Source organism: Mammaliicoccus sciuri, assembly GCF_002901825.1.
Taxonomy (GTDB): domain Bacteria; phylum Bacillota; class Bacilli; order Staphylococcales; family Staphylococcaceae; genus Mammaliicoccus; species Mammaliicoccus sciuri.
In genome coordinates this window covers 337,443-361,900 of sequence record NZ_PPQD01000018.1, presented here as the reverse complement: position 1 = coordinate 361,900, position 24,458 = coordinate 337,443, and the positions used below count along the sequence as shown (strand labels likewise).

The following is a 24,458-nucleotide window of genomic DNA, read 5'->3' as shown; positions in this document are numbered from 1 at the left end:
AATATGAAGAAAAACTATATATTTATTATTTTATTTACCTTTTTTAGCATTATTGGCAGTAAATTATTTACTTTTGCGCTTTCATTTCATGTTTTAAAGATAACAGGGAGTGTACAAGCTTTTTCTAATATTATGATTATATATTCGCTCATATTTATATTGGGCAGTACGTCTATTGGATATTATATAGATAAGATTAATAAAAAATCATTTATTATATCTATGCAGTGCATTTCGATTTTATCAATTATAAGTATTTTCTTAATACCAAATAGTTTAAACCAACTTCTATACATATACATAATTGTAATCATTTTGACAGTTACAGATATGGCTGTTTCACTCACTTTTAACAGTGGCTTGTTAAGTTTAGTTAGTGAACGTTTCATTGATCAAACAGTTTCATATAGAAACGTCATTCAGAATGTATTACAAATAGGTGCTCCAATTTTAGGTGGAATAGTATACGCTTATTTCGATATTAAGACCTTTATGATTATTATGTTTGTGACTGAGCTCATTTCATTAATAATAGTGCTTAATATTGCGTTTAATAAAGTTCCAGCAAAAAAAGTCTATGAAGAAGTTAAGGATACATTCTTTAACAGTTATAAAGTCGTATTTAAATTTTTGAAATCAAATAAAGACATATTTTTAATTCTATTATCAGGATCTATCATTAACTTTATGTTTGGTTTCGTTACGGTAGGTATTCCAGGAAGTTTTGTCACTATATTTAATATGAATTCTAAACAGTTAGGAATCATTGAATCAGGATTTCCTTTAGCAGGTATATTGTTTGGTTTGATTTATCCTAAATTGAAGAATAAAGGAACACTTGTAGCAAATATGCAAGTTGCCATGATTACTTTAGCTGTGGGAATACTCATTTTATGTATTCCGTTTATAACAGATTTTTATAAATTATCGATACTTGTAATATATTTTATAAGTATATTTATTATCGGAAGCGGTGTTGTACTGAGTAATGTACCGATAAACATTTATGTACAAAAAAATGTACCAGAGCAAATAAAAGGTAAATATTTAGCATTGTCACAAACAATGTCACAAGTAATGATGCCTTTTGGAATTTTAGTAGCAGGTATACTCTTTGACATTAATTCAGCATTCTATATTATTTCGTTCAGTATTACAGCAATATTATGCTTTATCTTGGCATATCTTTACACATTTATCAAAAAACATGACGGTGTAATTTGAGACATTATTGACAAAGCAAAAGAAGTATTAGAATAAAGTATATATTAAACCCCCAACTCGAAAATATCGGGTTGGGGTTTTTGAATTTATTGAAATGATTACTATTAAACAAAAGTAATAAAAACAAATAAATGTTTTATTTAATATCCCTTGTAATTGAATTTTAAAAGTGTAGGATGAAGGTGTATCATCTTATGATACATAATCTATATAAAGGGAGAGTAATCGAATGAACAAATTTTTAAAAGTTTTTGTTTCAACCGGTTTAGCAGTAGCGACAGTATTTACGGTAGGCGCAGCGGGTAACGGTCATTCCGTTGATGCGGCGAGCAACAGTAATATGGATAGCCAAGCTTCTCAACCTTATACTTCTTATTACAATGGATATGTGAGTTATGATCCTGGATTTTTCATAACGGATACATTCAAAAAAGGATTTGAGTCAGGTAATTTCACGTTAAATGGATATGAAACACCTGCACATGAAGATTATGCTAAAGAACATCAAGATGAGGCTAAAAATATAAATTTATATGATCAAAATTTAAATGTATATAGTAACTACGGTTTAGATGCTAATGCACAACCAACAAATGCAAATCAATTTAATTTATCGATAGATGATGTTGTTGATTCTTACGGTACAGATTTCAGTAAATCAGGTAGTCCGAGAAGTGTTGAAGGTCAATATTCTTGGAGTTTAAATGGTTATAAAATTGCCTTTACTTCTGACGAAACAGGTACTGTAACGAGAATTGATTTCTATACGATTGTTGAATAATGCTATAGATTATTAAATTGTTCTATACGATATTGAAGTTCATCAAAGTCTATTATACGGGCTTGTCGGTGAACTTCTTTTTGGTTGTAATAAAGTAATACGACAGGTGAAGTGAATAAATTTAATTGTCCGACTGCTTCTGGCATTTGGTTAGCAACAATTTCGTATGCTGGAATGTCATAGTCTTCCACCATTTTTTGTACGATGGGATGATCCGCTTTACATACCGAACAATTCTCGCTAGATATGTAGATTAGTGTGAATGTATGTGCATCAATCTGTTTATTTAATTCATCAAAAGTTGTGATGATTTTCATGAAATTTAGCTCCTATCATTTAATTATAATGGCAAATATTATACCATTATATGAGAAAAGGAGGAAAAAATATGTTTGGTAACAAAGATAATGATTCAAAAGATAATAATCGATTTTTTGTTAAATCGGTAGATAATGTTAAAGGATTAGGTCGCATTTCGATTCTTGTTGATCGTGAAACAGGTGTTAATTATATCAATGCTTGGGTAGGTACAGGCAGTGGTTTAACACCATTGTTAGACGAGAATGGAAAACCTGTAATAGATAAAGTTTAATAAAATATGCATCAATGACAAAGGAGTATTTAAATGTCTAGAAGATTTCTAAAAATGATGATAACAGTCGTGACGATGATGCTTATCATTAATGTATCATCTGAAAAAGTAGAAGCGGCCCAAGAAGAGGGTACGATGGGTCATGGTTATAAGAAATACATAGAAAATGAAAATCAAAATACTTTTAGAAACAAACAAGAAATAGAGGAATCTTCGACAGTAGCCAAAGATGATTCAATACTTGATTTATCAGAATGGCAAGGAGAATTAACATCAGCACAAGTTAAAAAGCTTAAAGCCAATTATGATTTTATTATTTTAAGAGCACAATATGGTTCAGACTATAAAGATGCAGCATTTGATACAAATTCAAAATTAATTTCTGCCAATAATATGAAGTATGGTGTTTATACATATAGTATGTATGAAAATGCAAGTGAAGCAAGAACAGAAGCGAAATCGCTATATAATAGAGCACCTAATGCAAGTTTTTATATCAATGATTATGAGGAAGAATCAGTTGCTTCAGGAGATACAAATGCAAGTACACTCGCTTGGTTGAATGAAATGAGGAAGTATTCAGGTGATAAGAAAGTATTACTATACTCTTATGAAGACTTTATGGTTAATCATACAGCGAATGCTGTCGGCTCTTATGATGGTTATTGGTTAGCTTCATATCAAGAAACACAACCTGAAAGAGAACATGTATTATGGCAATATACAGATAGTTACTATTCATCAGAACTTGATCAAAATGTCGATGCCAATGTACTAGGACCAAATGTGCAAACAAGCTGGTTTATAAATTAATGAGCATTATGATATCTCTTTTGTAAAGTGAACGGTATAATCACTTGAAGAAAAGAAGGTGAATATAATGAACATATTAGATGAATACTTTATCTTATTTGATGGAGCAAGATACAGTGAAGAAAGTTTTCATAAATTAAATGAACTATTTCATGATGATATAGAATTTGTATTAAATAAGAAGACTTTTAAAGGTAAAGAAGCTTGGAAGCAGTTTGTTAAAAGTGTTTATACAACAAATAAAGATTTAAAACATATGCATAACGGTTGGACACAAAATGAAGATGGTAGCTATGAAACAGATTGGGCAATTTGTGGTAACCGATATGAAACAGGTGTTTATACACAAGAAGGCAAAGATATCGCAAGATTAGATGAGAACGGTAAAATTACCTACTTAGAAAACCAACCTAAAGATGATCAATTGTTTTCAAATCAATCATAAAAAATTAGAACAGTTCCTAAAATTATTTTGGGAACTGTTCTTTTTCCATTAATGGGACGGGCCCATTATTGACGATGGTTGTGAAATGATTGATTAAATGAGATTTATCGATTCTATTTTCGTCTTGTATCCAATGTTTAATAAAGGAAATACCTGCACCTGATACATAGCTTGTGAAATATAGTAATGGAATATCTCCAATAGTGTTGTTGATATTTTTATATGAACTTAAATGATCAAATATCAATTGGTAAAGCTTTTCTCGTAACATAGAAACTTGTCCAATATTAAACATCGTCTTATAAAACTCTAAATGATAATCAATATGTTCAATTAAATACGCCATAATATTATGGACAATATCTTTAGGAGAATCAGAGAAAGCATTTTTATTTTGCTCAGCGATAAATGTTTGAATATCATTTATTTTTTCATTCTCCATTTTTTCTAATAAATCATATTTATCTACATAGTGAAAATAGAATGTACCTCTATTAATATCAGCAATATCAGCTATTTGTTGAACCGTAATGTCATAAAATGAATATTTTTGTAGTAAATTTAGAAAGATCTCTTTAATAGCATTTTGAGTTTTTCGGTTCCTTCTGTCTTGTGCCATTCACAACATCTCCTCTTATCAAGATTTGTATATTAAGTATATAGAATTATCTTAAATAAATCATAAATTGTCATTTCAAACATAGTTAATGAACAATTTTAATCAGTTTGTTCATTTTCAAACACCTTTAGTTGTCGTGATTATTGTGTAATATGTGCTTGAGGATTAAGCTTTATATGTATTCAAAATAACACTATATAAAGAAAGGGTTTGAAATATATGACTAAACAAATGCTAGGTAATCCAAAATTAACAGTAACATCTATTGAAAATATTAAAGAAGGCATCAATCATATTGTTGTTGATAGCATTCAATATGGTAATCAAGAAATGATTATGGAAAAAGATGTAGCTGTACCAATGTCAGACGGTGCAGTATTATATGTAAACGTTATTCGCCCTAATAAACCTGGGAAGTTCCCAGTTGTCATGTCAGCTGACACATATGGTAAAGATAACAAACCAAAAATTACAAATATGGGATCATTATGGCCAACACTTGGTGCAATTCCAACATCAAGTATTACACCGGAAGAATCACCAGACCCAGGTTTCTGGGTACCAAATGATTATGTTGTCGTAAAAGTTGCTTTAAGAGGTAGTGCGAAATCTAAAGGTGCACTATATCCTTGGGGTCTTTCAGAAGCGAAAGATTATGCAGAAGTTATTGAATGGGCTGGACAACAAGAATGGAGTAACGGCAATGTCGGTACAAATGGTGTTTCATATTTAGCTGTAACACAATGGTGGGTAGCTTCATTAAATCCATCACACTTAAAAGCGATGATACCTTGGGAAGGTTTAAATGACATGTACAGAGAAATTGCTTTCCATGGTGGTATACCAGATACTGGTTTCTATAGATTCTGGTATGAAGGAATTGTTGCAAGATGGCCAGAATCAGAAATTGAAGATTTGAAAAAAGAACAAAAATTGCATACGATGTTTGACGAATATTGGAAAGGTAAACAAGCAGATTTATCAGCAATTAAAGTACCAATGTTTGTATGTGCAAGTTGGTCAACTCAAGGATTGCATAATCGCGGTACTTTTGAAGGATTTAAACAAGCATCATCAGAAGATAAATGGCTAAAGATACATGGCCGTAAAGAATGGGAATCATATTATGCACGTGAATCTCTTGAACAACAAAAAGAATTCTTCGATTATTATTTAAAAGGTATTGAAAATGATTGGAAAGATACACCTAAAGTAAGTTATGAAGTAAGAGATAAATTCTATAGAGGTAACACTAAAACAGCAACAAACTTCCCATTACCTAACACTAAAGAAACTGCTTTATATTTAGACGGATCAGACATGACTTTAAAAGATTTGAAACCAGAAACATCAACTAAAATTTCTTATAATAGTGAAGTTGAAGGCAAAGATGAAGTGAGATTTAATAAAGTATTTAATGAAGATACTGAACTAACTGGTAATATGAAATTGAAATTATGGGTATCTGCAGAAGAAGCGGATGATATGGATTTATTTGTAGGTATTAAAAAATTCAATAAAAAAGGTGAAGAAGTAAACTTCCCAGACTTCAACCATATCGAACATGGTCAAGTCGCATCAAGTTGGTTACGTGTATCTCACAGAGAATTAGATACTGAAAAATCAACACCATTACAACCATGGCATAAACACGAATCAGAACTTAAATTAGCTAAAGATGAAATCGTGCCAGTTGAAATTGAAATCTTACCTTCAAGTACATTATTTAAAAAAGGTGAACAACTTGAAGTAGTCATAAATGCAAGTGAAGTTGTTAAAGGTAATAGTACACCTGGACTCAAAACACGTTATGAACACGAAGAAACAGTTAATAAAGGTATTCACAATATATACGTAGGCGGTAAATACGATTCTCATATTCTTGTACCAGAAATATGTCATAAATAATCTATAGTTGTAGATAAAGGAACTGCATTATTACATTTAGGTGGCGAACAAGGTGAAAAAGTAAGTGTAGAAGCTGGAGATGTTATGATTGTTCCTGCAGGCGTAGACCATAAATTATTAGAATCTTGTTCGGATTTTGAAGTAATTGGGGCATATCCAAATGGATAAGATTAAGACGTATGTACAGAAGAAGATACAAATATAGAAGAGTAGAAGAAACGCATTCAAGAGGTTGGATTACGAGAACAAGACCCTATATATGGGGAAACAGGACCGTTGTTCACATATTGGGAAAATAGATAAAAATTAAGGCATAATCATTATGTTCCGTTATGGTACATTTCTGATTATGCCTTCTGTCATTACGATTCATTTTTCTTATGTTCAATAATCTCTGTGTCACGATTGCTAGCTATGTTTCGAGCGCGCTTCACAGCATCTTCTTTCTTATCAAAGGTTTCGCTAGCTTGTTTAGCACCATCAGTTTTTATCTTCCATTGATTGTCTTCATAATAGACATGTATATCTTTATCGTTTAACTGAGGATTGGCAGAACTGTCTTGTTTATGTTGTGTAATTTTCTTATCTTTCAATTCATTTAATTCTTCTTTAGTAGCGTTCTTGTACCAGTCTTCTGCTTGTTTCGTTGCAATTGGAATGGCATCTTCTTCTTTGTACCCGTTGGTTAACATTGCGTTGCCAATATCAATAGCTTTCTTTCTTTCAAGTTGATCAAAGTTTTTCCAAGTTTGAGGATATTCGTCCATAGTCCATGGCATGTTTCATCATCCTTTCATAATATACACACTTATTGAATACCACTATTTTGATTTATCAAACGGGTACAATTGTGCAGTGTATAAATTATTTACGGTATTTATTAATAAAGTTTCGTGTTTCACCTGTTATAAGTGGACCTCCTGTGTAAATATCACGGGTATCTTGATTTTTTAATCTCATATCAGGACGAATGCCATGTGCATGTATACCGATGACATGGTTATCATGATTAAATACTGGAGATCCTGAAAATCCTATTGTTCGATGCATGTGTCCGATATATTCGATATGTTCGTGAGTTGGTTTGAGATAGAATCCTTTTGATTGGTACATATATTGACCATCAAATGGTTCTTCATTTGGATAGCCTGTCATAGATAGTGTTGATTTAGGTTTCAAATGATGAATTTCACGTTCTGATGCTATAGTTAAAGGTTTAATTTTGGGTGTTAATGATTTTTCAGTAATGAGTACTGCGACATCTCTTTCGTTTGATTTATAAAATTGCTTAATCTTGAATTTCATCGGTGTATATTGATTAGATTTAGCAGGAAAGAAATAAAATTGTTTCTTTTCTTTATTTCCGTCATCATCACTTGCGACATGTGACGCGGTGATAACTGTATGATCATCGACGACAAACCCTGTTGCGCCATTTCCTGACTTGCCTGTTTCATCAGATGTGACTTTACCAACTGCTTGACTGGTACGTTTATCTTTTGAATGAAATGGTTTAATTTTAAGATTCTCATTTGAAATTTGTGAACCTAATTTAAAAGCTTCTTGATAATCATGATGTGTGGCTTTTGTAAATGTATCTTTATAAGACGCAGGGACATCAGGTGGTATAAATAAATAATTGAACGTCGAAATTATGAGTATTAAATATAATTTAAGGTATAACAGCATTTAATCACAATCTTTCTCAAAATTGAATCATAACTATGTTATACCCTTATATTTCAATTATAAAAATCCAACAACAATAAACGTGATTACTGACAACACAACTGACGTTATAAGCATTGCTATCATTGGTTTGAATGCTTTTGTTTTTAAGTCACTGAAAGATACATTTAAACCGATACCGACCATTGCCATAATTAATATAAGCGTTGTAAATGTACTGATTACATTTAATACTGCTTCAGGAATAGGAATGAATGTATTCACGGCGCTCATGATTAAAAATCCAATTAAAAAGTACGGAAAGTCTATTTTTTGTGAAACTTTATGTGATCTCTTTCTATTAACGATGATTAAGAAAATAATACTTAATGGTATTAATAGAAATACTCTACCCAATTTTGTTAATAAGCCAATGCCTAGTGAGGACTGGCCACCAACATCTGCTGCTAAAATAACGTGCGCAATTTCATGTAAGCTTGCACCTGACCAAATACCATAAAATTCAGCGTTCATTGGAAAAATAGCGAATAATAATGTGTAAGCTAAAGAGAATATTGTACCCATTATGGCCACTAAACCTACACTAATTCCAACATCACTGTCTTTAGATTTAAGTATAGGTGATATCGCGGCAATCGCAGCTGCACCACAAACGCCAGTTCCAACACCTAATAACAAGACTAAATTGTTATCTCCTTTAACGATTTTATTTAAAAATAAAATAAACAATATCGCAAAAGCGACGACACCAACATCTAGTAATAACAATGTGCTACCTTGGTTAATAATTGTCCACAAATTTAACTTAAGCCCATATAGAATAATCGCATATCTTAATAATTTTTTTGATGAAAATGCAATTCCCGATTCGATTTGCGTAGGGTATCCCCTGAAATGTCTATATAAAATAGCTGTAATAATCGCAATTGCGAGCGCCCCGACTTTGTTAAATACAGGTAAATACGATAAAAGTATACTGACAATAGCAACTAAAAAAGTAAATCCAATACCGAGTAAAAAACGTTTATTAAATTTTTCCCACATAATGCTCACCTCAACGTAAGTTTAATCGTAAGATGAATATTTGTGAAATGCTATTTTTAAATATATAATATAACAAAAATGATATGAGGTGGTTGCAATGGAAGATAAATTACAAATCTTAAAAGTTATTGTAGAAGAAGAAGGGTTTACGAATGCTGCAGAAAAGTTATATAAATCACAGCCATCCATAAGTAGAGATATCAAGACACTAGAAGAGAAATATCAAATCAAAATTTTTGAAAATACGAGAAAGCATATTATTTTGACAGAAGAAGGAAGAGAGTTATATAACTACGCATGCCAATTAGCTATATTAGATGAGCAACTGCAAACAAAAATTAATCAGCATAAAGAAGATGTGAAGGGGAAGTTTGTCATAGGGACGAGTCACACATTCGGCCAATCGATGTTATTAGACTTAACAATCTATCTACAAACGAAATATCCTAAACTGAATATTCATATATATGTCTATAACTCAGCTGATATATTAAGTAAGTTGAAAGATTACTCACTTGATCTAGGCATTATCGAAAAGCCAGTACTGGACGACAAAATCAATAGTGAAGTCCTAACAAGAGATAAATTATTACTCGTGAAAAATAAACAAACAAACCAAAATTTAAATCAATTAAGATGTTACGTTAGAGAAACAGGATCAGGAATAAGATATTATCAAGATATGCTATTACAGCAATTGAATTTAACATCTCGTAAAGTAGTCATTAATGATAACCAATTAATTTTAGAACTCGTTAAACAAAATATGGGCTATACGATATTATCCAATTTCTCTATAAAATCATTTGATGAAGATTATATCGTCACAAACGACCTAGATTTAAATCGGAATTTCTTTGTAGTGTCTAACAAATCAAGATACAAGACAAATAAATATAATACGATTGTAAATGAAATTAAGAATTATGAGTTTAGATAATAAATAAGCCTATCACTTAACTGATTATGTCAGTTTTAAAGTGATAGGCTTGTTTTTGTTTTGAGTATTTTAATACATCCAAATTTGGATACTAGCTTAACTTAAAACCATAACGCACGAAGACTGAAAGATATCGTGCGCTAAGGTGCAAAATCAGGGTGTAATGCACGAAGACTAAGAGATATCGTGCGCTAAGGTACAAAAACAGGGTGTAACGCACGAAGACTGAAAGATATCGTGCGCTAGGGTATAAAAACAGGGTGTAACGCACGAAGACTGAAAGATATCGTGCGCTAAGGTGCAAAATCAGGGTGTAACGCACGAAGACTAAGAGATATCGTGCGCCCCCTATATTATGGCCCAATCTCTTAATGATACCCAAGTAATCTAGAAATTTTGTTAGCACATGTTTTTAATTCTTCTACAAAGAACTCTTTCTTATCTAATTCTGTTGTAGGGAATGAGAGGCTGATAGCACCTTGGACTTCATTTCGATAGTTTACGAAGTAGGTACTTACGCAATATATGCCTTTTTCATTTTCTTCGTTATCAACGGAATAACCTTGTTCCCGGATGACTGCTATTTCATCGATGAATTGATTATAGTCTGTGATTGTATTTTCGGTTAGTTTAACAATATTCGATTGATTCCATATTTCTTGGATTCTTTCATTCTCATACGTCGAAAGTATAGATTTACCTACTGCTGTGCAATACATAGGTGCTCGTTTCCCGATTTTAGATGCCATCGATCGATTGTTATTGCTTGGTATAAATTTATCTATATATACCACTTCGTTATTGTCTTCCACTACTAAATGACATGTTTCCCCAACTGTTGTCATCAGCTGACTAATCATACTTTTAGCTACATTTAAAAAATCAATATTTTGTACACGTTTATTCCCAAGTTGGAACATTTTAAAAGTTATTTCATATTGATTGGTCAATGCGTTTTGTTGAACGTAGCCATTGCTAATCAATGAATTAACAAGTCTATGTACAGTTGCTTTAGATAATTGAATTTCATCTACTAAGTCTTTTAATGATATTTGTTCTTTTTCGGATATGATTTCTAAAATGCTTAATGCGCGGTCAATGGATTGAACGTTAGAAGCCATAATCATCACCTCTTTGATAAAAATATAGCATAAATTAATCTATGAATTAAGTAACATAGATGAAAATAAATAATTGACAACGTTTTCACAAACGTTATAATAATACTAAATATTACTATATAATACATTGTATCACAATGTGGAACGGAGGGCTATTTTGAAAAAATATAAAATTTTAAACCAGCTACATGAAAATTACCTCGTTGCAGTTGTTAGAGGAAATGACGAGGATGAAACAAAGAAAATTGTTGATGAAATCATTAAAGGTGGATTTAAAAATATAGAAATTACGTTTACTGTACCGAATGCTGAAGAAGTGATTAATCAAGTACATAAACAATATGGTGATGATATCGTACTTGGTGCAGGTACAGTGTTAGATGCTGCTACAGCACAAATTGCGATTAATAAAGGGGCTCAATATATTGTAAGTCCACATTTAGACACCAATATATCTAAATTATGTAATATATATTCCATTCCATATTTACCAGGTTGTAGTAGTGCAACAGAAATTATAGAAGCATTACGCTATGGTTCGGATTTAATCAAACTGTTCCCAGGAGGACAATTAGGCGCTGGATTTATTAAAGATATAAAAGGTCCAGTACCCAATGTTGAACTCATGCCTTCTGGAGGCGTGAATTTAGATAACGTATCAGATTGGATTGAAAAAGGTTCATTCGCTGTAGGTATTGGTGGCGACTTAACGAAAGAATTTACAGGAAATAATTTTGAAGTTATTTCAGAAAAAGCTCAAAAGTATGTAGAAGCTGTTAGAAATCGATGAAAGTGAGTGGTAGAAATGAGGCTTTTCACAATTGGTGATTCCATGATAGCCATGAATCCTAGTAATAAAGGACCTTTGAAATTTAATCATACATTCCAAAGAACAATTGGAGGCGCGGAATTAAATGTAGCAATTGGTGCGAGTAGATTAGGGTTAGAAACAACTTTTTATTCAAAAGTTGGTAAAGATGAATTTGGTCAACATATTATCAATAATTTACGTGGAGAAGGTATTGATACAGATCATATCGAACAAGTATCAGGAAAAAACACGTCCGTTTATTTTAAACAAATAAATGCAGATGGAAGCGGTGCTTCATTTTATTATCGAGACAATGCACCCATTAAAGACTTAACAGAAGAAGATGTCGCACATATTAACTTTGATGATATTGATTATTTCCACGTCAGTGGTGTGTTTGTCGCATTATTACATCATAAAATTGAACTGATTCAAGCGATGATGAAAAAAGCGCAAAAAGCAAATACAACTGTAACTTTAGATCCTAATATTAGACTAAAAACTTGGATTAAAGAGACAGCAAGTGAAAGTCTAGGCGCATTATTACCTTATACAGATACTCTGTTAACAAGCGATGAAGAACTAGAAATCCTTAAAATAGCGACACCATTTGAAAATATTGAAGATTTATTAAAAGAACAAGACTTACAAGAAATTATTATCAAACGTGGACATTTACCAACACAATATGTAAGTAATGAAGAACAATTTGAAACAGAAGTCTTTCCAGTAAGTCCAATCGATACAGTAGGCGCTGGAGATGGCTTTTCAAGTGGATACTTGTTCGCTTTAAGTAAAGGATATACAGCAAAAGAACGCGTAAGATTCGCAAATGCAGTTGGTGGAATGGTTACAGAAGTAATAGGCGATAACGAAGGATTGCCATATTTAGAACAAGTAGAAAGTTTCTTGAGTGGTAAAGAACTTATAAATAGATAGAAAAGAGTGTGTATACATGAAAGCAGCTAGAGTAATCGGAAAAAATGAACTTGTTGTAGAAACGTTAGATAAACCTAAGATAAACGAAGAACAAAATATTTTAGTAAAAACTAAAAAGGTTGGCATATGCGGTTCAGATAGACATATTTTACATGGAACTAACCCATTAGCAACTATTCCTAGAGTGGTTGGACATGAAGTGGTAGGCGTTGTAGATGAGGTTTATGGAGGGACTGAATTACAAGTAGGCGATCACGTTGTCGTTGAACCTATTAGACCTTGTGGAGAATGTTATGCATGTAAGCAAGACAGACCAAATGTATGTGAGAATTTAGTCGTCTTTGGTGTTCATGAAGATGGTGGTATGAGAGAGTACTTCGCAATTAATGAGAAGCAACTTCATAAAGTCAATAAAGATATTCCTTTTGAAATGAGTGTTCTGATTGAACCACTTACAATTGGTGCTCAAGCAACTAGTAGAGGGAATCTTCAAGATGGAGATACTCTACTTATACAGGGTGCAGGTCCTATTGGATTATGCATATTACGATACGCTAAGTTGAAAGATGTGAAAGTAATCATTTCAGATTTAGATCAATCAAGATTGGATTATGCAAAACAACAAGGTGCAGATATTACTATTAATGTGGCTGAGAAAGATTTACTTGAAGAAGTTAGATCCATCACGAATGGAGAAGGCGTCAATGTGTCGATAGATGCAGTTTGTATGCCTCAAACATTTGAAACAAGTGTTCAAGTAACATCTGCAGCAGGAAGAGTGGTCGTATTAGGATTTGATGAAAGACCAGCTAATATTTCACAAATGCCTATTACAAAAAATGAACTGACAATCGTTGGTTCAAGATTACAAACTTATAAATTTGCAGAGGTAATAGAGAATATTGAAAAAGGTAAATTTGATGATTTTGATTTAGTCACACATCAATTTGATTTAAATGAAGCAAAAGAAGCGTTTCAATATATAGATGAACATCCAGAACAAGTTAAGAAGGCTATTATTAATTTCAATTAGGAGATGGATAAAATGGAAATGACATTTCGTTGGTACGGAAGAAACAATGACACAATTACATTAGAAGATATTAAACAAATACCTAATACAACTGGGATTGTATGGGCACTTCATGAAAAGCCAGTTGGTGCTGTTTGGGAAAAAGAAGAAATTAAAGATGAAGTTGAATATATTGAATCACATGGATTTAATGCAAAAGTTGTTGAAAGTGTAAATGTTCATGAATCAATTAAATTAGGTAATAGTGAACGTGATGAATTAATTGAAAACTATAAACAAACAATTGAGAATTTAGCTGAATATGGTGTGGAAGTTATTTGTTATAACTTCATGCCAATATTTGATTGGACTAGAACAGATATGTTCCATCCATTAGAAGATGGTTCTACAGCACTTTATTTTGATTATGAAAAAGTGAAAAATTTAGATCCGAAAGAATTAATAGAAACTGTTTCAAATGCGAGTAAAAATCTAACAATGCCAGGTTGGGAACCAGAAAAATTAGATCAAATTTCAGAACTATTTGAAGCATATAAAGATATAGATGAAGAAAAATTATGGGATAACTTTGCTTACTTTATAAATGCAATCATTCCAACTGCAGAACGTTGTGGGATTAAAATGGCAATTCACCCAGATGATCCACCGTATTCTATTTTTAACTTACCAAGAATTATAACTGGCGCAGATAGTTACGAGAGAATGTTTGAAATCAATAATAGCCCAAATAATGCGATTACGTTATGTACAGGTTCTATGGGTGCTAGTAAAGATAATGATATGGCAGAAATTGCTTTGAAATATCATGAGCATGCACCATTTATGCATATTAGAAATGTTCATATCTATGAAAATGGCAGTTTTGTTGAAACTTCTCATTTTACAGAAGACGGTAATATTGATATTTCACAAATTATGAAACATTTATCAGATGCAGATTATAAAGGGTATATTCGACCAGATCATGGCAGACATTTATGGAACGAAGAATGCCGTCCAGGATACGGATTATATGATAGAGCATTAGGTATTATGTACTTAAATGGATTATGGGATGCATATCAACTTGAAAAGGAGTCTGGTAAAAATGTTTAGTAAACATGAAAGTTTAAAAGATAAAGTTGTTGTAATTACAGGTGGCAGCGGAGTTCTTTGTAGAACAATTGCGAAAGAATTAGGCAAACAAGGCATGCAAATCGCCATTTTAAATCGTACTTATGATAAAGGTGCAGAAGTTGTTAAAGAAATAGAAGCTGAAGGTGGTATGGCTCGTAACTATTCAGTTGATGTGACAAATGAAGAATCTCTTACAAAAGCTAAAGATGAAATTTTAGAAGCATTTGGAAAAATTGACTATTTAATTAATGGTGCAGGTGGTAATAACCCTGACGCTATTACAGATTCAGAATCATATAATGCTGAAGATAAAAAGAACTTTTTCGATTTAGAACAAAGTGGATTTGAACATGTATTTAATAATAATTTTATTGGTTCATTTGTTGCTGCTAAAGTATTCGGTAAAGAATTACTGAAGTCAGAGCATGCCAGTATTATTAATTTTTCTTCTATGAGCAGTTATGCACCAATGACTAAAGTCCCAGCATATAGTGCAGCAAAAGCTGCCATTAATAATTTTACGCAGTGGTTGGCTGTTTATTTTGCAGAGGAAGATATTAGAGTCAATGCGATAGCACCAGGATTTTTCTTAACAGAACAAAATAGAGACTTATTATTAAATGAAGACGGAAGTCTGACGGCACGTTCAGAAAAAATATTAAGCCAAACACCACTTGGAGAATTTGGAAAACCAGAAGCACTTATCGGTACGATTTTATGGTTATTAGATAAAGAATATTCATCATTTGTAAATGGCATTACTGTACCAGTTGATGGCGGGTTTATGGCATACTCAGGCGTTTAATAAACATATAAAGGGGATTGAAGCATGGGAAAAATAGGTAGAAATGGCAAGATTATTTTAATATTTCTATTTTTAGCGGGTGTTATCAATTATTTAGATCGTTCTGCACTTTCAGTAGCAGCACCATTTATACAAGAGGATTTAAAATTAACACCAGGTCAAATGGGTATTATTTTTAGTAGTTTTTCAATTGGTTATGCAATTTTCAACTTTGTCGGTGGTGTAGCTTCTGATAAATTTGGTGCAAAAATCACATTGTTTGTTGCAATGATTGTTTGGTCACTATTTAGTGGTGCGATTGTTTTAGTAGTCGGATTTGTAAGTTTATTTATTGTCCGAATATTGTTTGGAATGGGTGAAGGTCCATTAAGTGCAACGATTAATAAGATGGTCAATAACTGGTATCCACCTTCAAAACGTGCAACAGCTGTAGGACTAGCAAACAGTGGTACACCTCTTGGTGGTGCTATTTCAGGTCCGATAGTTGGATATATCGCTTTACATTTAGGTTGGAGAGTATCTTTCGTAGCTATTATGGTCATTGGTTTAATTTGGGCTATATCTTGGTGGTTCTTTGCGAAAGAAAAACCAGATTATATTGAAGAAACTAAAATTGATGAAAAAGCAGATATAGCACCAGTTACTACATTTAAATTAGGATATTATTTAAAGAATCCAACTGTGCTCTTTACAGCATTTGCTTTCTTTGCTTATAACTATATTTTATTCTTCTTCTTAACATGGTTCCCAAGTTATTTAGTTGATGCTCGAAACTTAAGTATAGAAAACATGAGTTTAATTACTGTCATACCATGGGTTTTAGGATTTTTAGGATTAGCAATGAGTGGTATAGTATCAGACTTTGTTTATAAACATACTGTTCAAAAAGGTGTGCTTTTCTCTAGAAAAGTTGTCCTAGTTGTTTGTTTATTCCTTTCAGCTGTGTGTATCGGTATTTCGGGAATAGTCACAACAACTGCGGGTGCTGTAACGTTAGTTGCCTTATCTGTTTTATTCTTATATTTAACAGGCGCAATTTATTGGGCGATTGTACAGGATGTTGTAGATAGTAATAATGTTGGATCTGTTGGTGGTTTTATGCATTTATTAGCAAATACTGCTGGTATTGTTGGTCCAACTATTACAGGTTATATTATTCAAACAACAGGAACATACACAGCTGCCTTTCTACTTGCAGGTGGATTAGCAGTGATAGCTTCTATCGCCGTTATATTCTTTGTTAAACCAATTGTAAAACCTGAAAGCGTATAAAATCGAGTAAAGGATGGGTGAAATAATGGAAGGATTACATCAGATTATTTCTTCTGTGAAAAAAGATGAATTACCAGAATCAGAAATCATAAAAGTATATAAAAAATCTCTATTTAAAGAAAAAAATACAAGTATTATCATGATTAAAGCTGAAAACGAAAAGTATTTATTAGCAGTTGGTAATGATCATTTATTTCAAGATATTAATGGTGAAGAATATGGTAATGATGCTAAATTGTGCCCATTAACTCATGAAAATAGATTAGTGTTAAATCAATATTTTGAATTTACAAAACCGCGAGCATTTGGTCAGAATGAAACAACGATAGGTTTAGGTGATAGATTAGGTCTTGCGACACCTGGCCATGTTGAAGCAGTACGAACTTCTAAAATGAGACCTATTTTTGCACAACAAAGTATTCGAGAATTAGATTTAACAAATCGAAAAATGGAAGATGTTATCGACTCAGCAGCTTACAGTGTTATACAAGCAGGTTATACAGATGGTTACGGTGCAGATGGTGATCATCTTAAAGAAGAAAGCGATATTAAACATGAATTAGAGCTCGGTATTTCGATGTTAACTTTAGATTGTTCTGATTACATTAGAAATGATGTTGATTTAGACAATCATGATGAAGTAGAAGCTGCCTATCAACCGTTTAATCAAGAGATAAAGCAATACTATGAAGATAAGTACTTAGGTAAGTCTTATCAAATCGAACATAATGATTTGGTGTTTGATAAACATGAACTTATGAAAGTTGTTGTCGTTTATCATAAAGCAATCGAATACATGGTTTATATATACAAAACTTACATCGAGCCTTTAGATAGAGATATTGATTTTGAAATTTCTATTGATGAAACAATGACTATTACAACACCTTTTGATCACTTTTTCGTATCAAAGGAATTATATGATCAAGACGTGCAAGTGACGAGTTTAGCACCAAGGTTTTGTGGAGAATTTCAAAAAGGTATAGATTATATTGGTGATATTGCTCAGTTTGAACAAGAACTTGAAGTACATGCTTATATTGCAGATTATTTTAAATATAAATTAAGCATTCACTCAGGTAGTGATAAATTTTCTGTATTTCCTTTAATAAGTGAAAAGACGCATAAACGTTTCCATCTAAAAACAGCAGGTACTAACTGGTTAGAAGCTGTGCGCTTAATAGCCATACATGAACCGAATCTATATAGGAATATACATCAATATGCTTTGGATCATTTTGCGATAACGCAAAAATATTATCACATCACGCCTAATATTGAAGATATAAAGCCAATTGAGCAATTAACTGAAACGCAATATCAATCTTATTTAGAAGATGATAATGCGAGACAACTCCTACATGTCTCATATGGGTTACTTCTGACTGTTAAAAATGATAATGGTCACTATATTTTTAAAGATGATATATATGCCGTTTTAGTAAAATATGAAGATGAATATGCTGAATTGCTTAAAAATCATATTGGTAAACATTTGGAACTATTGAACTTTAATTCAAAATAAAAATGAAAGAAAGTGTATAATATGAAATCAATTGTTTGTGAAGAACCTGGGAAAATGATTATTCAAGAAACTAAAGAACAAATCTTCATAGAAGATGATCATATATTAATTAATGTAAAACATATTGGAATATGTGGAACAGATATTCATGCATATGGTGGTAATCAGCCATTTTTTGAATATCCTAGAATATTAGGACATGAATTGTCAGGGATCGTTAAAGAGATTGGGAAAAATGTTGAAGATATTTCGAAAGATGATAAAGTCACAATCATACCTTATGTCCATTGTGGAAAATGTTTAGCTTGTCGTAATAATAAGACGAATTGTTGCCAGAACATAGAAGTAATCGGTGTACATAGTGATGGAGGTATGACAGAATATTTATCAGTTCCAGCTCAAAATGTGATTAAAGTTAATGATTTACCGATTCATATGTCTGCTATGATTGAACCTTTAAGTATTGGTGCACATGGCGTTAATAGAGCAGATGTTCAATCAGGTGAAACAGTATTGGTTGTTGGAGCTGGTCCGATAGGTTTAGGCGTTGCTCGTTTCTCTAAATTAAAAGGTGCGAAGGTTATTGTAGTTGATCTTAGTGCTGAAAGATTAGAATTTTGTAAAGAATGGTCGGAGTGTGATGAAACTATAGTAGTTAGTCCTTCCATTATTGATGACATTCTTTCAGTAAATGATAATGAATATCCAACAGTTGTGTTTGATGCAACTGGTAACAAGAAGTCTATGGAACAAGCATTTAATTACGTTAATCATGGCGGTAAAATAGTCTATGTCGGTTTAGTTAAAGACACGATTGAATTTGTAGACCCAGATTTTCATGCTAAAGAAATAACACTTATGGGAAGTAGAAATGCGACATTAGATGATTTTGAATTTGTAATTGAGCAAATTAGACAAGGTAAAATACAAGAAAGCTATTTTACTAAACATATTAAATTCGGAGATGTCCCAGAATTTTTTGAGCAAGAGCAGTTTCAAACGAACAAAACACTTATAGAACTATAATTTTAAACTCATTTTAGCAATTTTGTTAAAGTGAGTTTTTTTGTGCGCAATTTTAATTGGTATGCAGGCTTTTTACAGATGTAGAAGTGTAAAAGAAGTTAATTCATTACTTTAGTAACGCGATAGTTTATAATGAATGATATTTTAATGTCTATTGTAATGGACAAACAAAAGTAAAACGCTTACATATATTTGTTTTATGATAAAGCTACAGGGAGGTTGTAAAAGTCATGGAAGGTGATAATCAAGAGAAGTTAATTCATTACTTATTAAATGCGCATTCATTTGTCGATTCAAATCGATTGGCTAAACATCTAGATGTTTCTACTAAAACGATTTATCGACTTGTTAAACGTATAAATGATTATTATAAAGAGCCTCTTATTATATCTGAAAAAGGTAAGGGCTATCGTATTGATGATAAAGAATATATTGAACAGCTCGAAACGGGGCAACTTTATCAAAATGATTTGTTTTCTCCTATTGAAAGACGAAATATGATGATAAAAGATTTATTATTAATCTCCCCTAAATCGATATCTATCTTTAATATTATCGAACGTTATTATATTTCTGAGAGTGTTCTGAACACAGATGAGAAAAAAATTGAAGAGATGTTAAAACGTTTTAATTTAAATTTAGAAAGAAAGAATCGTCATTTATCTATAAACGGTGATGAAAGTGATATTCGAAATGCATTGTTAGAACTTATTGGAGATGGGCAACTGTCTAATTTCTCTGCATATAATGTTATCGATCAAAATGAAGATAAAGATGCACATTTTGTTCAAGAACAAATTAATAAGATTGAGAATTATAAAGATATGATTATTCCTTATCCTTATAATGTGAACATTTTCTCTCATTTATATATCTTGATCATGCGCTTTAGAAAAAGAGGTGTGATTAAACAAGACAAAGATAGAAAGACAGCTGAATTGATAAAGTTAAAAAATGAGTATCAATCATTTTATAGAATGAGTGACATGATTATTGGCAATGTTGAACAATATCTTCATACTCAATTACCTGAAAATGAACGAATTTATTTGTTTGAATATCTCATTTCTTCTAGATTTGAAACGCAAAATGTTCAGCATAATCAAGAAGACATGCAATATTCACAAGGAGTCATCGATATAACAAATGCATTGATAGATGGTGCGAGTCAGGAATTAAATCAATCATTTAAAAATATTGATTTAGAGCAACAACTTCTTAAACATATTAAACCGATGCTAAATCGAATTGAACATGGGTTAAATGTTAGAAATGCTTTAATAGAACAAATTAAAATTGAATATCCACATGTATTTACAGTTATTCGACAGATTTCAGATCAAATTTCTGAAACGTATCATATTAAAAAGATGAATGACGATGAGATAGGCTTTTTAACATTGTATTTTGCGAAAGAACTTGAGAGAAATCCGAAGAAAATACAAACACTGATTACATGTACTACAGGCATAGGTACTTCTGAATTATTGAAAACAAAAATAGACAGAAATGTACCTGAAATTGAGATTGTAGATGTTAAATCTTCTTTTGATTTACAAGAAGATGACTTGCATAAAATAGATTTGATTATTTCAACTGTTCATATACCTGAAGTAAAGCAAATTCCAATCGTAGTCATCAGCGCAATGTTTAATAAGAATGATCAAATCAAATTGCGAAAGATGATAGAAATGTTAGGTGATCACAATGAATGAATCGTTATTTTATGAAATTAATACAACTAACACAATGTATCAAGATGTCATAGAAGAAATAGGTAGTCAGTTAAAGAAGAATCGATACATTCAGTCTGAAAGTGTTTTTATTGAAGAGGTACATGAGCGAGAACATCATGGGAATATTGAAATTTTCCCAGAAGTGATTTTACCGCACATTCAAAGTGAGAACATTTTAAAGACTAAAATATTTTTAATTAAAAGTGAGACAAATATTATCAATTGGCATGACCAGTCATTGAAATTGATTATTTTGCTAAATCTTAAACCACAAGAAGATCAAGCAGTATTGCAAGACATTCAAGTATTTATGAGAAATTTAGCAGACGAAGACTTTGTAGAATCATTATTATAATTGGAGGAATGAAATATGAATATCGTGAGTATTTGTGCATGTACAGTAGGTATTGCACACACATATATCGCAGCTGAAAAGTTAGAAAAAGCAGCTAAAAAGAAAGGTCATAATATTAAAATCGAAACACAAGGCACAATTGGTGTAGAAAATGAATTGTCATCTGAAGATATAAAACAAGCTGATATCGTGTTGCTTGCTGTAGATGTAAAGGTAAGCGCTAAAGAAAGATTTGAAGGTAAAAAAGTCATCGAAATACCGACAGATGTCGCAATAAAATCTCCAAATAAATTAATAGAAAAAATCGAACAAATTTCACAACAATAAAGGAGATGCCATATGAATTTAATAGATGTATTAGATGAGAACACAATCTTAACAGAACTTGAGACAAATAATAGAGAAGAAACTTTAGAAACACTCGTTCATTTATTTGATAAAGAACAATATATAGACAATTCAGAAGCATTTTTAGAAGCGGTTTATAAAAGAGAGTCAGAAGGCGTAACAGGTATTGGTAACTTTGTGGCGATTCCACATGGGAAAAGTAGTAGCGTTAACAAAGTTGGTATTGCAATTGGCGTCTTAAAAGATGAAGTAGAGTGGCCATCTTTAGATGATACAGGTGCGAAAGTCGTTATTTTACTTGCAGTTGGTGAAGATAACGACAATTCTAAAGAACATTTGAAACTCTTATCATTAATCGCAAGAAAGTTGAGTAATGATGAAGTGATTGAACAATTATTAAATTCTAAAAATAAAACAGAAGTTGTAGCAATTTTATCTAACTAACAAAGGGGGAGATAACGTGAAAACATTTTTTAATCAGTTGAATTTAAAAGGTCATTTACTTACGGCAATATCTTATTTAATTCCAGTTGTATGTGGAGCGGGATTCATGATCGCAATTGGGATGGCGTTAGGCGGAGATTCATCAACAGATTTAACGAAGACTGGCTATTCATTCTGGGATGTACTTGCAACACTTGGTGGAGCTGGACTGGGTATGTTACCAGTCGTTATTGCAACAGGTATCGCTTATTCAATTGCTGATAAGCCGGGTATAGCACCTGGACTCGTTATTGGTTTAACAGCTAATGCAGTTGGATCAGGTTTTATCGGAGGTTTAATAGGTGGCTTCTTGGCAGGTTATCTTGTTGTATTAATTATTAAATATATCAAAATGCCAAATTGGGCAAAAGGCTTAATGCCCATGCTTGTAATTCCATTTATCGCTTCACTTATAGGTGGGCTTATTATGGTCTATGTAATCGGCGCGCCAATTACACAATTTACGCATATTTTAACGGAGTATTTGCAATCACTCAGCGGTACTTCTAAATTAATTTATGGCATTATCATCGGAGTATTAGCAAGTGTCGATTATGGTGGTCCAATTAATAAGACAGTATTTGCATTTGTATTAACTTTACAAGCACAAGGTATTCATGAACCTATAACAGCATTGATTGTCGTTAACACAGCTACACCAATTGGATTCGCATTTGCATATTGGATTGGAAGATTAATGCGTAAAAATATTTATAAAAAAGTAGAAGTAGAAACATTAAAAACAGCATTCCCAATGGGGATTATTGAAATTGTAGAAGGCGTCTTACCGATTGTTTTAAATGACATTATTAGATGTGTTATTGCTACAGGAATCGGTGGTGCAGTAGGTGGCGCGATTTCAATGGTGATGAACGCTGACTCGAAAGTACCGTTTGGTGGCATGTTGGCAATTCCAACAATGTCTCAGCCATTAGGTTTCGTCATCGCTATCGTAGCAAATGTTATTGTTACGGCTCTAGTACTTGTGCTACTTAAAAAACCTGTAAATGAATCAGAAGAAATGGTCGATGAAATCGAAGAAGATGACATAGAATTAGGCGATATTAAAGTATACTAATGGAGGTTTAACATATGGAGAATGTAAAGTTTTCACCATCATTAATGACGATGGACTTAGATAAATTTAGCGAGCAGATTACATTTTTGAATCAGCACGTAGAATCTTATCATATAGATATTATGGACGGTCATTATGTCCCGAATATTACACTTTCACCTTGGTTTATTGAACAAGTTAAGAAAATTTCTGACGTACCCATTTCTGCACATTTAATGGTCATGGAGCCTTCATTTTGGGTGGATGAATTATTAAAAGTAGATACAGATTATATATGTATACATGCAGAAGTCGTCAATGGTGTCGCTTACCGATTGATTCATAAGATTCATGATCAAGGTAAAAAAGTAGGGGTCGTATTAAATCCAGAAACACCCATTGAAGTGATTAAACCATATATTCAATATTTAGATAAGATCACAATTATGACCGTTGACCCAGGGTTTGCTGGAGAAAAATTTATCGATGAAACATTAGATAAAATAGTAGAATTAAGAAAGTTAAGAGATGAACATCAATACAAATATTTAATTGAAATGGATGGTTCTTCAAATAAAAAGACATTTAGTAAAATTCAAAAAGCCAATCCAGATATTTATATATTGGGAAGAAGCGGGCTATTCGGTTTAGATGAACGTATTGACGAAGCATGGCACAAAATGATAGCAGACTTTAATAATGCATTAACTGAAGTATAACTAATAATACCGCCACCTGAGTTGGACGACAACTCAGGTGGCGGTTAAATTATATTT

Annotated in this window: 27 protein-coding genes; 21 read left to right on the top strand and 6 right to left on the bottom strand. The window is 32.0% G+C overall.

All coding sequences use genetic code 11. From position 1 onward, the window contains the following. The first annotated feature begins 3 nt into the window (after positions 1-3). Together CD035_RS06270 and isaB are read left to right on the top strand one after the other, a co-directional pair. On the top strand, positions 4-1,224 hold the full coding sequence (locus CD035_RS06270; RefSeq protein ID WP_048541492.1) for an MFS transporter: 1,221 nt from the start codon (positions 4-6) through the stop codon (positions 1,222-1,224). 229 nt (positions 1,225-1,453) lie between these two features. Further along, entirely contained in the window at positions 1,454-2,005 is a 552-nt protein-coding gene (gene isaB / locus CD035_RS06265; protein ID WP_048541494.1) for an immunodominant staphylococcal antigen IsaB family protein, read from the top strand. 2 nt (positions 2,006-2,007) lie between these two features. Here the strand turns inward: isaB and CD035_RS06260 are convergent, their stop codons facing one another. Further along, positions 2,008-2,322, bottom strand: coding sequence for a thioredoxin family protein (locus tag CD035_RS06260; RefSeq protein ID WP_048541498.1), 315 nt, complete (start codon positions 2,320-2,322; stop codon positions 2,008-2,010). Between the two features lie 71 nt (positions 2,323-2,393). On the opposite strand from CD035_RS06260, the gene CD035_RS06255 reads away from it, so the two are divergent. From CD035_RS06255 to CD035_RS06245, 3 genes are all read left to right on the top strand, one after another. Next, positions 2,394-2,597 carry a DUF6440 family protein gene (locus CD035_RS06255; protein ID WP_048541500.1) on the top strand — a complete coding sequence of 68 codons (204 nt, stop codon included), beginning with the start codon at positions 2,394-2,396 and terminating at the stop codon, positions 2,595-2,597. A 33-nt stretch (positions 2,598-2,630) separates the two neighbouring features. Continuing rightward, complete coding sequence (locus tag CD035_RS06250) at positions 2,631-3,410, top strand: GH25 family lysozyme (protein WP_048541502.1); 780 nt, start codon at positions 2,631-2,633, stop codon at positions 3,408-3,410. Between the two features lie 67 nt (positions 3,411-3,477). Further along, positions 3,478-3,855, top strand: coding sequence for a nuclear transport factor 2-like protein (locus CD035_RS06245; protein WP_048541504.1), 378 nt, complete (start codon positions 3,478-3,480; stop codon positions 3,853-3,855). Between the two features lie 22 nt (positions 3,856-3,877). On the opposite strand, the gene CD035_RS06240 is transcribed toward CD035_RS06245, so the two are convergent. Then, on the bottom strand, positions 3,878-4,474 hold the full coding sequence (locus tag CD035_RS06240; RefSeq protein WP_048541506.1) for a TetR/AcrR family transcriptional regulator: 597 nt from the start codon (positions 4,472-4,474) through the stop codon (positions 3,878-3,880). A gap of 219 nt (positions 4,475-4,693) precedes the next feature. Here CD035_RS06240 and CD035_RS06235 point away from each other — a divergent pair, with 219 nt between their 5' ends. After that, positions 4,694-6,382: a CocE/NonD family hydrolase gene (locus CD035_RS06235; RefSeq protein WP_048541508.1), complete on the top strand. Its 1,689-nt coding sequence runs from the start codon at positions 4,694-4,696 to the stop codon at positions 6,380-6,382. Positions 6,383-6,744: 362 nt separating this feature from the next. On the opposite strand, the gene CD035_RS06230 is transcribed toward CD035_RS06235, so the two are convergent. The 3 genes from CD035_RS06230 to CD035_RS06220 form a co-directional block, all read right to left on the bottom strand. Beyond that, positions 6,745-7,161 carry a DUF2188 domain-containing protein gene (locus CD035_RS06230; RefSeq protein ID WP_048541510.1) on the bottom strand — a complete coding sequence of 139 codons (417 nt, stop codon included), beginning with the start codon at positions 7,159-7,161 and terminating at the stop codon, positions 6,745-6,747. An 85-nt stretch (positions 7,162-7,246) separates the two neighbouring features. After that, positions 7,247-8,071 carry a trypsin-like serine peptidase gene (locus CD035_RS06225; protein WP_229412525.1) on the bottom strand — a complete coding sequence of 275 codons (825 nt, stop codon included), beginning with the start codon at positions 8,069-8,071 and terminating at the stop codon, positions 7,247-7,249. A 57-nt stretch (positions 8,072-8,128) separates the two neighbouring features. Next, positions 8,129-9,115: a YeiH family protein gene (locus CD035_RS06220; RefSeq protein WP_048541512.1), complete on the bottom strand. Its 987-nt coding sequence runs from the start codon at positions 9,113-9,115 to the stop codon at positions 8,129-8,131. Positions 9,116-9,212: 97 nt separating this feature from the next. Here CD035_RS06220 and CD035_RS06215 point away from each other — a divergent pair, with 97 nt between their 5' ends. Continuing rightward, positions 9,213-10,055, top strand: coding sequence for a LysR family transcriptional regulator (locus CD035_RS06215; RefSeq protein WP_048541514.1), 843 nt, complete (start codon positions 9,213-9,215; stop codon positions 10,053-10,055). Positions 10,056-10,423: 368 nt separating this feature from the next. Here CD035_RS06215 and CD035_RS06210 read toward each other — a convergent pair whose 3' ends face one another. Continuing rightward, entirely contained in the window at positions 10,424-11,176 is a 753-nt protein-coding gene (locus tag CD035_RS06210) for an IclR family transcriptional regulator (protein ID WP_048541515.1), read from the bottom strand. Between the two features lie 157 nt (positions 11,177-11,333). Between CD035_RS06210 and CD035_RS06205 the strand changes: the two genes are divergently transcribed. The 14 genes from CD035_RS06205 (at position 11,334) to alsE (ending at position 24,401) form a co-directional block, all read left to right on the top strand. Beyond that, positions 11,334-11,966, top strand: coding sequence for a bifunctional 2-keto-4-hydroxyglutarate aldolase/2-keto-3-deoxy-6-phosphogluconate aldolase (locus CD035_RS06205; protein WP_048541516.1), 633 nt, complete (start codon positions 11,334-11,336; stop codon positions 11,964-11,966). A 15-nt stretch (positions 11,967-11,981) separates the two neighbouring features. Then, a complete protein-coding gene (locus CD035_RS06200) occupies positions 11,982-12,926 on the top strand; it encodes a sugar kinase (protein WP_048541518.1) in 945 nt (314 codons plus the stop codon). Between the two features lie 16 nt (positions 12,927-12,942). Further along, positions 12,943-13,959, top strand: a complete 1,017-nt coding sequence (locus CD035_RS06195) for a zinc-binding alcohol dehydrogenase family protein (protein WP_048541520.1) — start codon at positions 12,943-12,945, stop codon at positions 13,957-13,959. 12 nt (positions 13,960-13,971) lie between these two features. Further along, positions 13,972-15,054, top strand: coding sequence for a mannonate dehydratase (gene uxuA / locus CD035_RS06190; protein ID WP_048541522.1), 1,083 nt, complete (start codon positions 13,972-13,974; stop codon positions 15,052-15,054). After that, positions 15,047-15,880, top strand: coding sequence for an SDR family oxidoreductase (locus CD035_RS06185; protein WP_048541524.1), 834 nt, complete (start codon positions 15,047-15,049; stop codon positions 15,878-15,880). The genes uxuA and CD035_RS06185 overlap by 8 nt, the downstream gene beginning before the upstream one ends. Before the next feature lie 24 nt (positions 15,881-15,904). Beyond that, on the top strand, positions 15,905-17,152 hold the full coding sequence (locus CD035_RS06180; RefSeq protein WP_048541526.1) for an MFS transporter: 1,248 nt from the start codon (positions 15,905-15,907) through the stop codon (positions 17,150-17,152). Between the two features lie 25 nt (positions 17,153-17,177). After that, positions 17,178-18,677, top strand: a complete 1,500-nt coding sequence (locus CD035_RS06175; protein ID WP_048541527.1) for a tagaturonate epimerase family protein — start codon at positions 17,178-17,180, stop codon at positions 18,675-18,677. 21 nt (positions 18,678-18,698) lie between these two features. Further along, positions 18,699-19,703 carry a zinc-binding alcohol dehydrogenase family protein gene (locus CD035_RS06170; RefSeq protein WP_048541530.1) on the top strand — a complete coding sequence of 335 codons (1,005 nt, stop codon included), beginning with the start codon at positions 18,699-18,701 and terminating at the stop codon, positions 19,701-19,703. Positions 19,704-19,933: 230 nt separating this feature from the next. Next, positions 19,934-21,418, top strand: coding sequence for a BglG family transcription antiterminator (locus tag CD035_RS06165; RefSeq protein ID WP_048541531.1), 1,485 nt, complete (start codon positions 19,934-19,936; stop codon positions 21,416-21,418). Further along, a complete protein-coding gene (locus tag CD035_RS06160; RefSeq protein WP_048541533.1) occupies positions 21,411-21,794 on the top strand; it encodes a PTS sugar transporter subunit IIA in 384 nt (127 codons plus the stop codon). Before CD035_RS06165 ends, CD035_RS06160 begins: the two co-directional genes overlap by 8 nt. Before the next feature lie 15 nt (positions 21,795-21,809). After that, positions 21,810-22,121 (top strand): PTS fructose transporter subunit IIB, encoded by a 312-nt coding sequence (locus CD035_RS06155; RefSeq protein ID WP_048541535.1) that lies wholly within the window; start codon positions 21,810-21,812, stop codon positions 22,119-22,121. A 12-nt stretch (positions 22,122-22,133) separates the two neighbouring features. Then, positions 22,134-22,586, top strand: coding sequence for a PTS sugar transporter subunit IIA (locus CD035_RS06150; protein ID WP_048541537.1), 453 nt, complete (start codon positions 22,134-22,136; stop codon positions 22,584-22,586). A 16-nt stretch (positions 22,587-22,602) separates the two neighbouring features. Continuing rightward, positions 22,603-23,703, top strand: a complete 1,101-nt coding sequence (locus CD035_RS06145) for a PTS fructose transporter subunit IIC (protein WP_048541539.1) — start codon at positions 22,603-22,605, stop codon at positions 23,701-23,703. Positions 23,704-23,717: 14 nt separating this feature from the next. Further along, positions 23,718-24,401: a D-allulose 6-phosphate 3-epimerase gene (alsE, locus tag CD035_RS06140; protein WP_048541542.1), complete on the top strand. Its 684-nt coding sequence runs from the start codon at positions 23,718-23,720 to the stop codon at positions 24,399-24,401. The last annotated feature ends 57 nt before the right edge of the window (positions 24,402-24,458 follow it).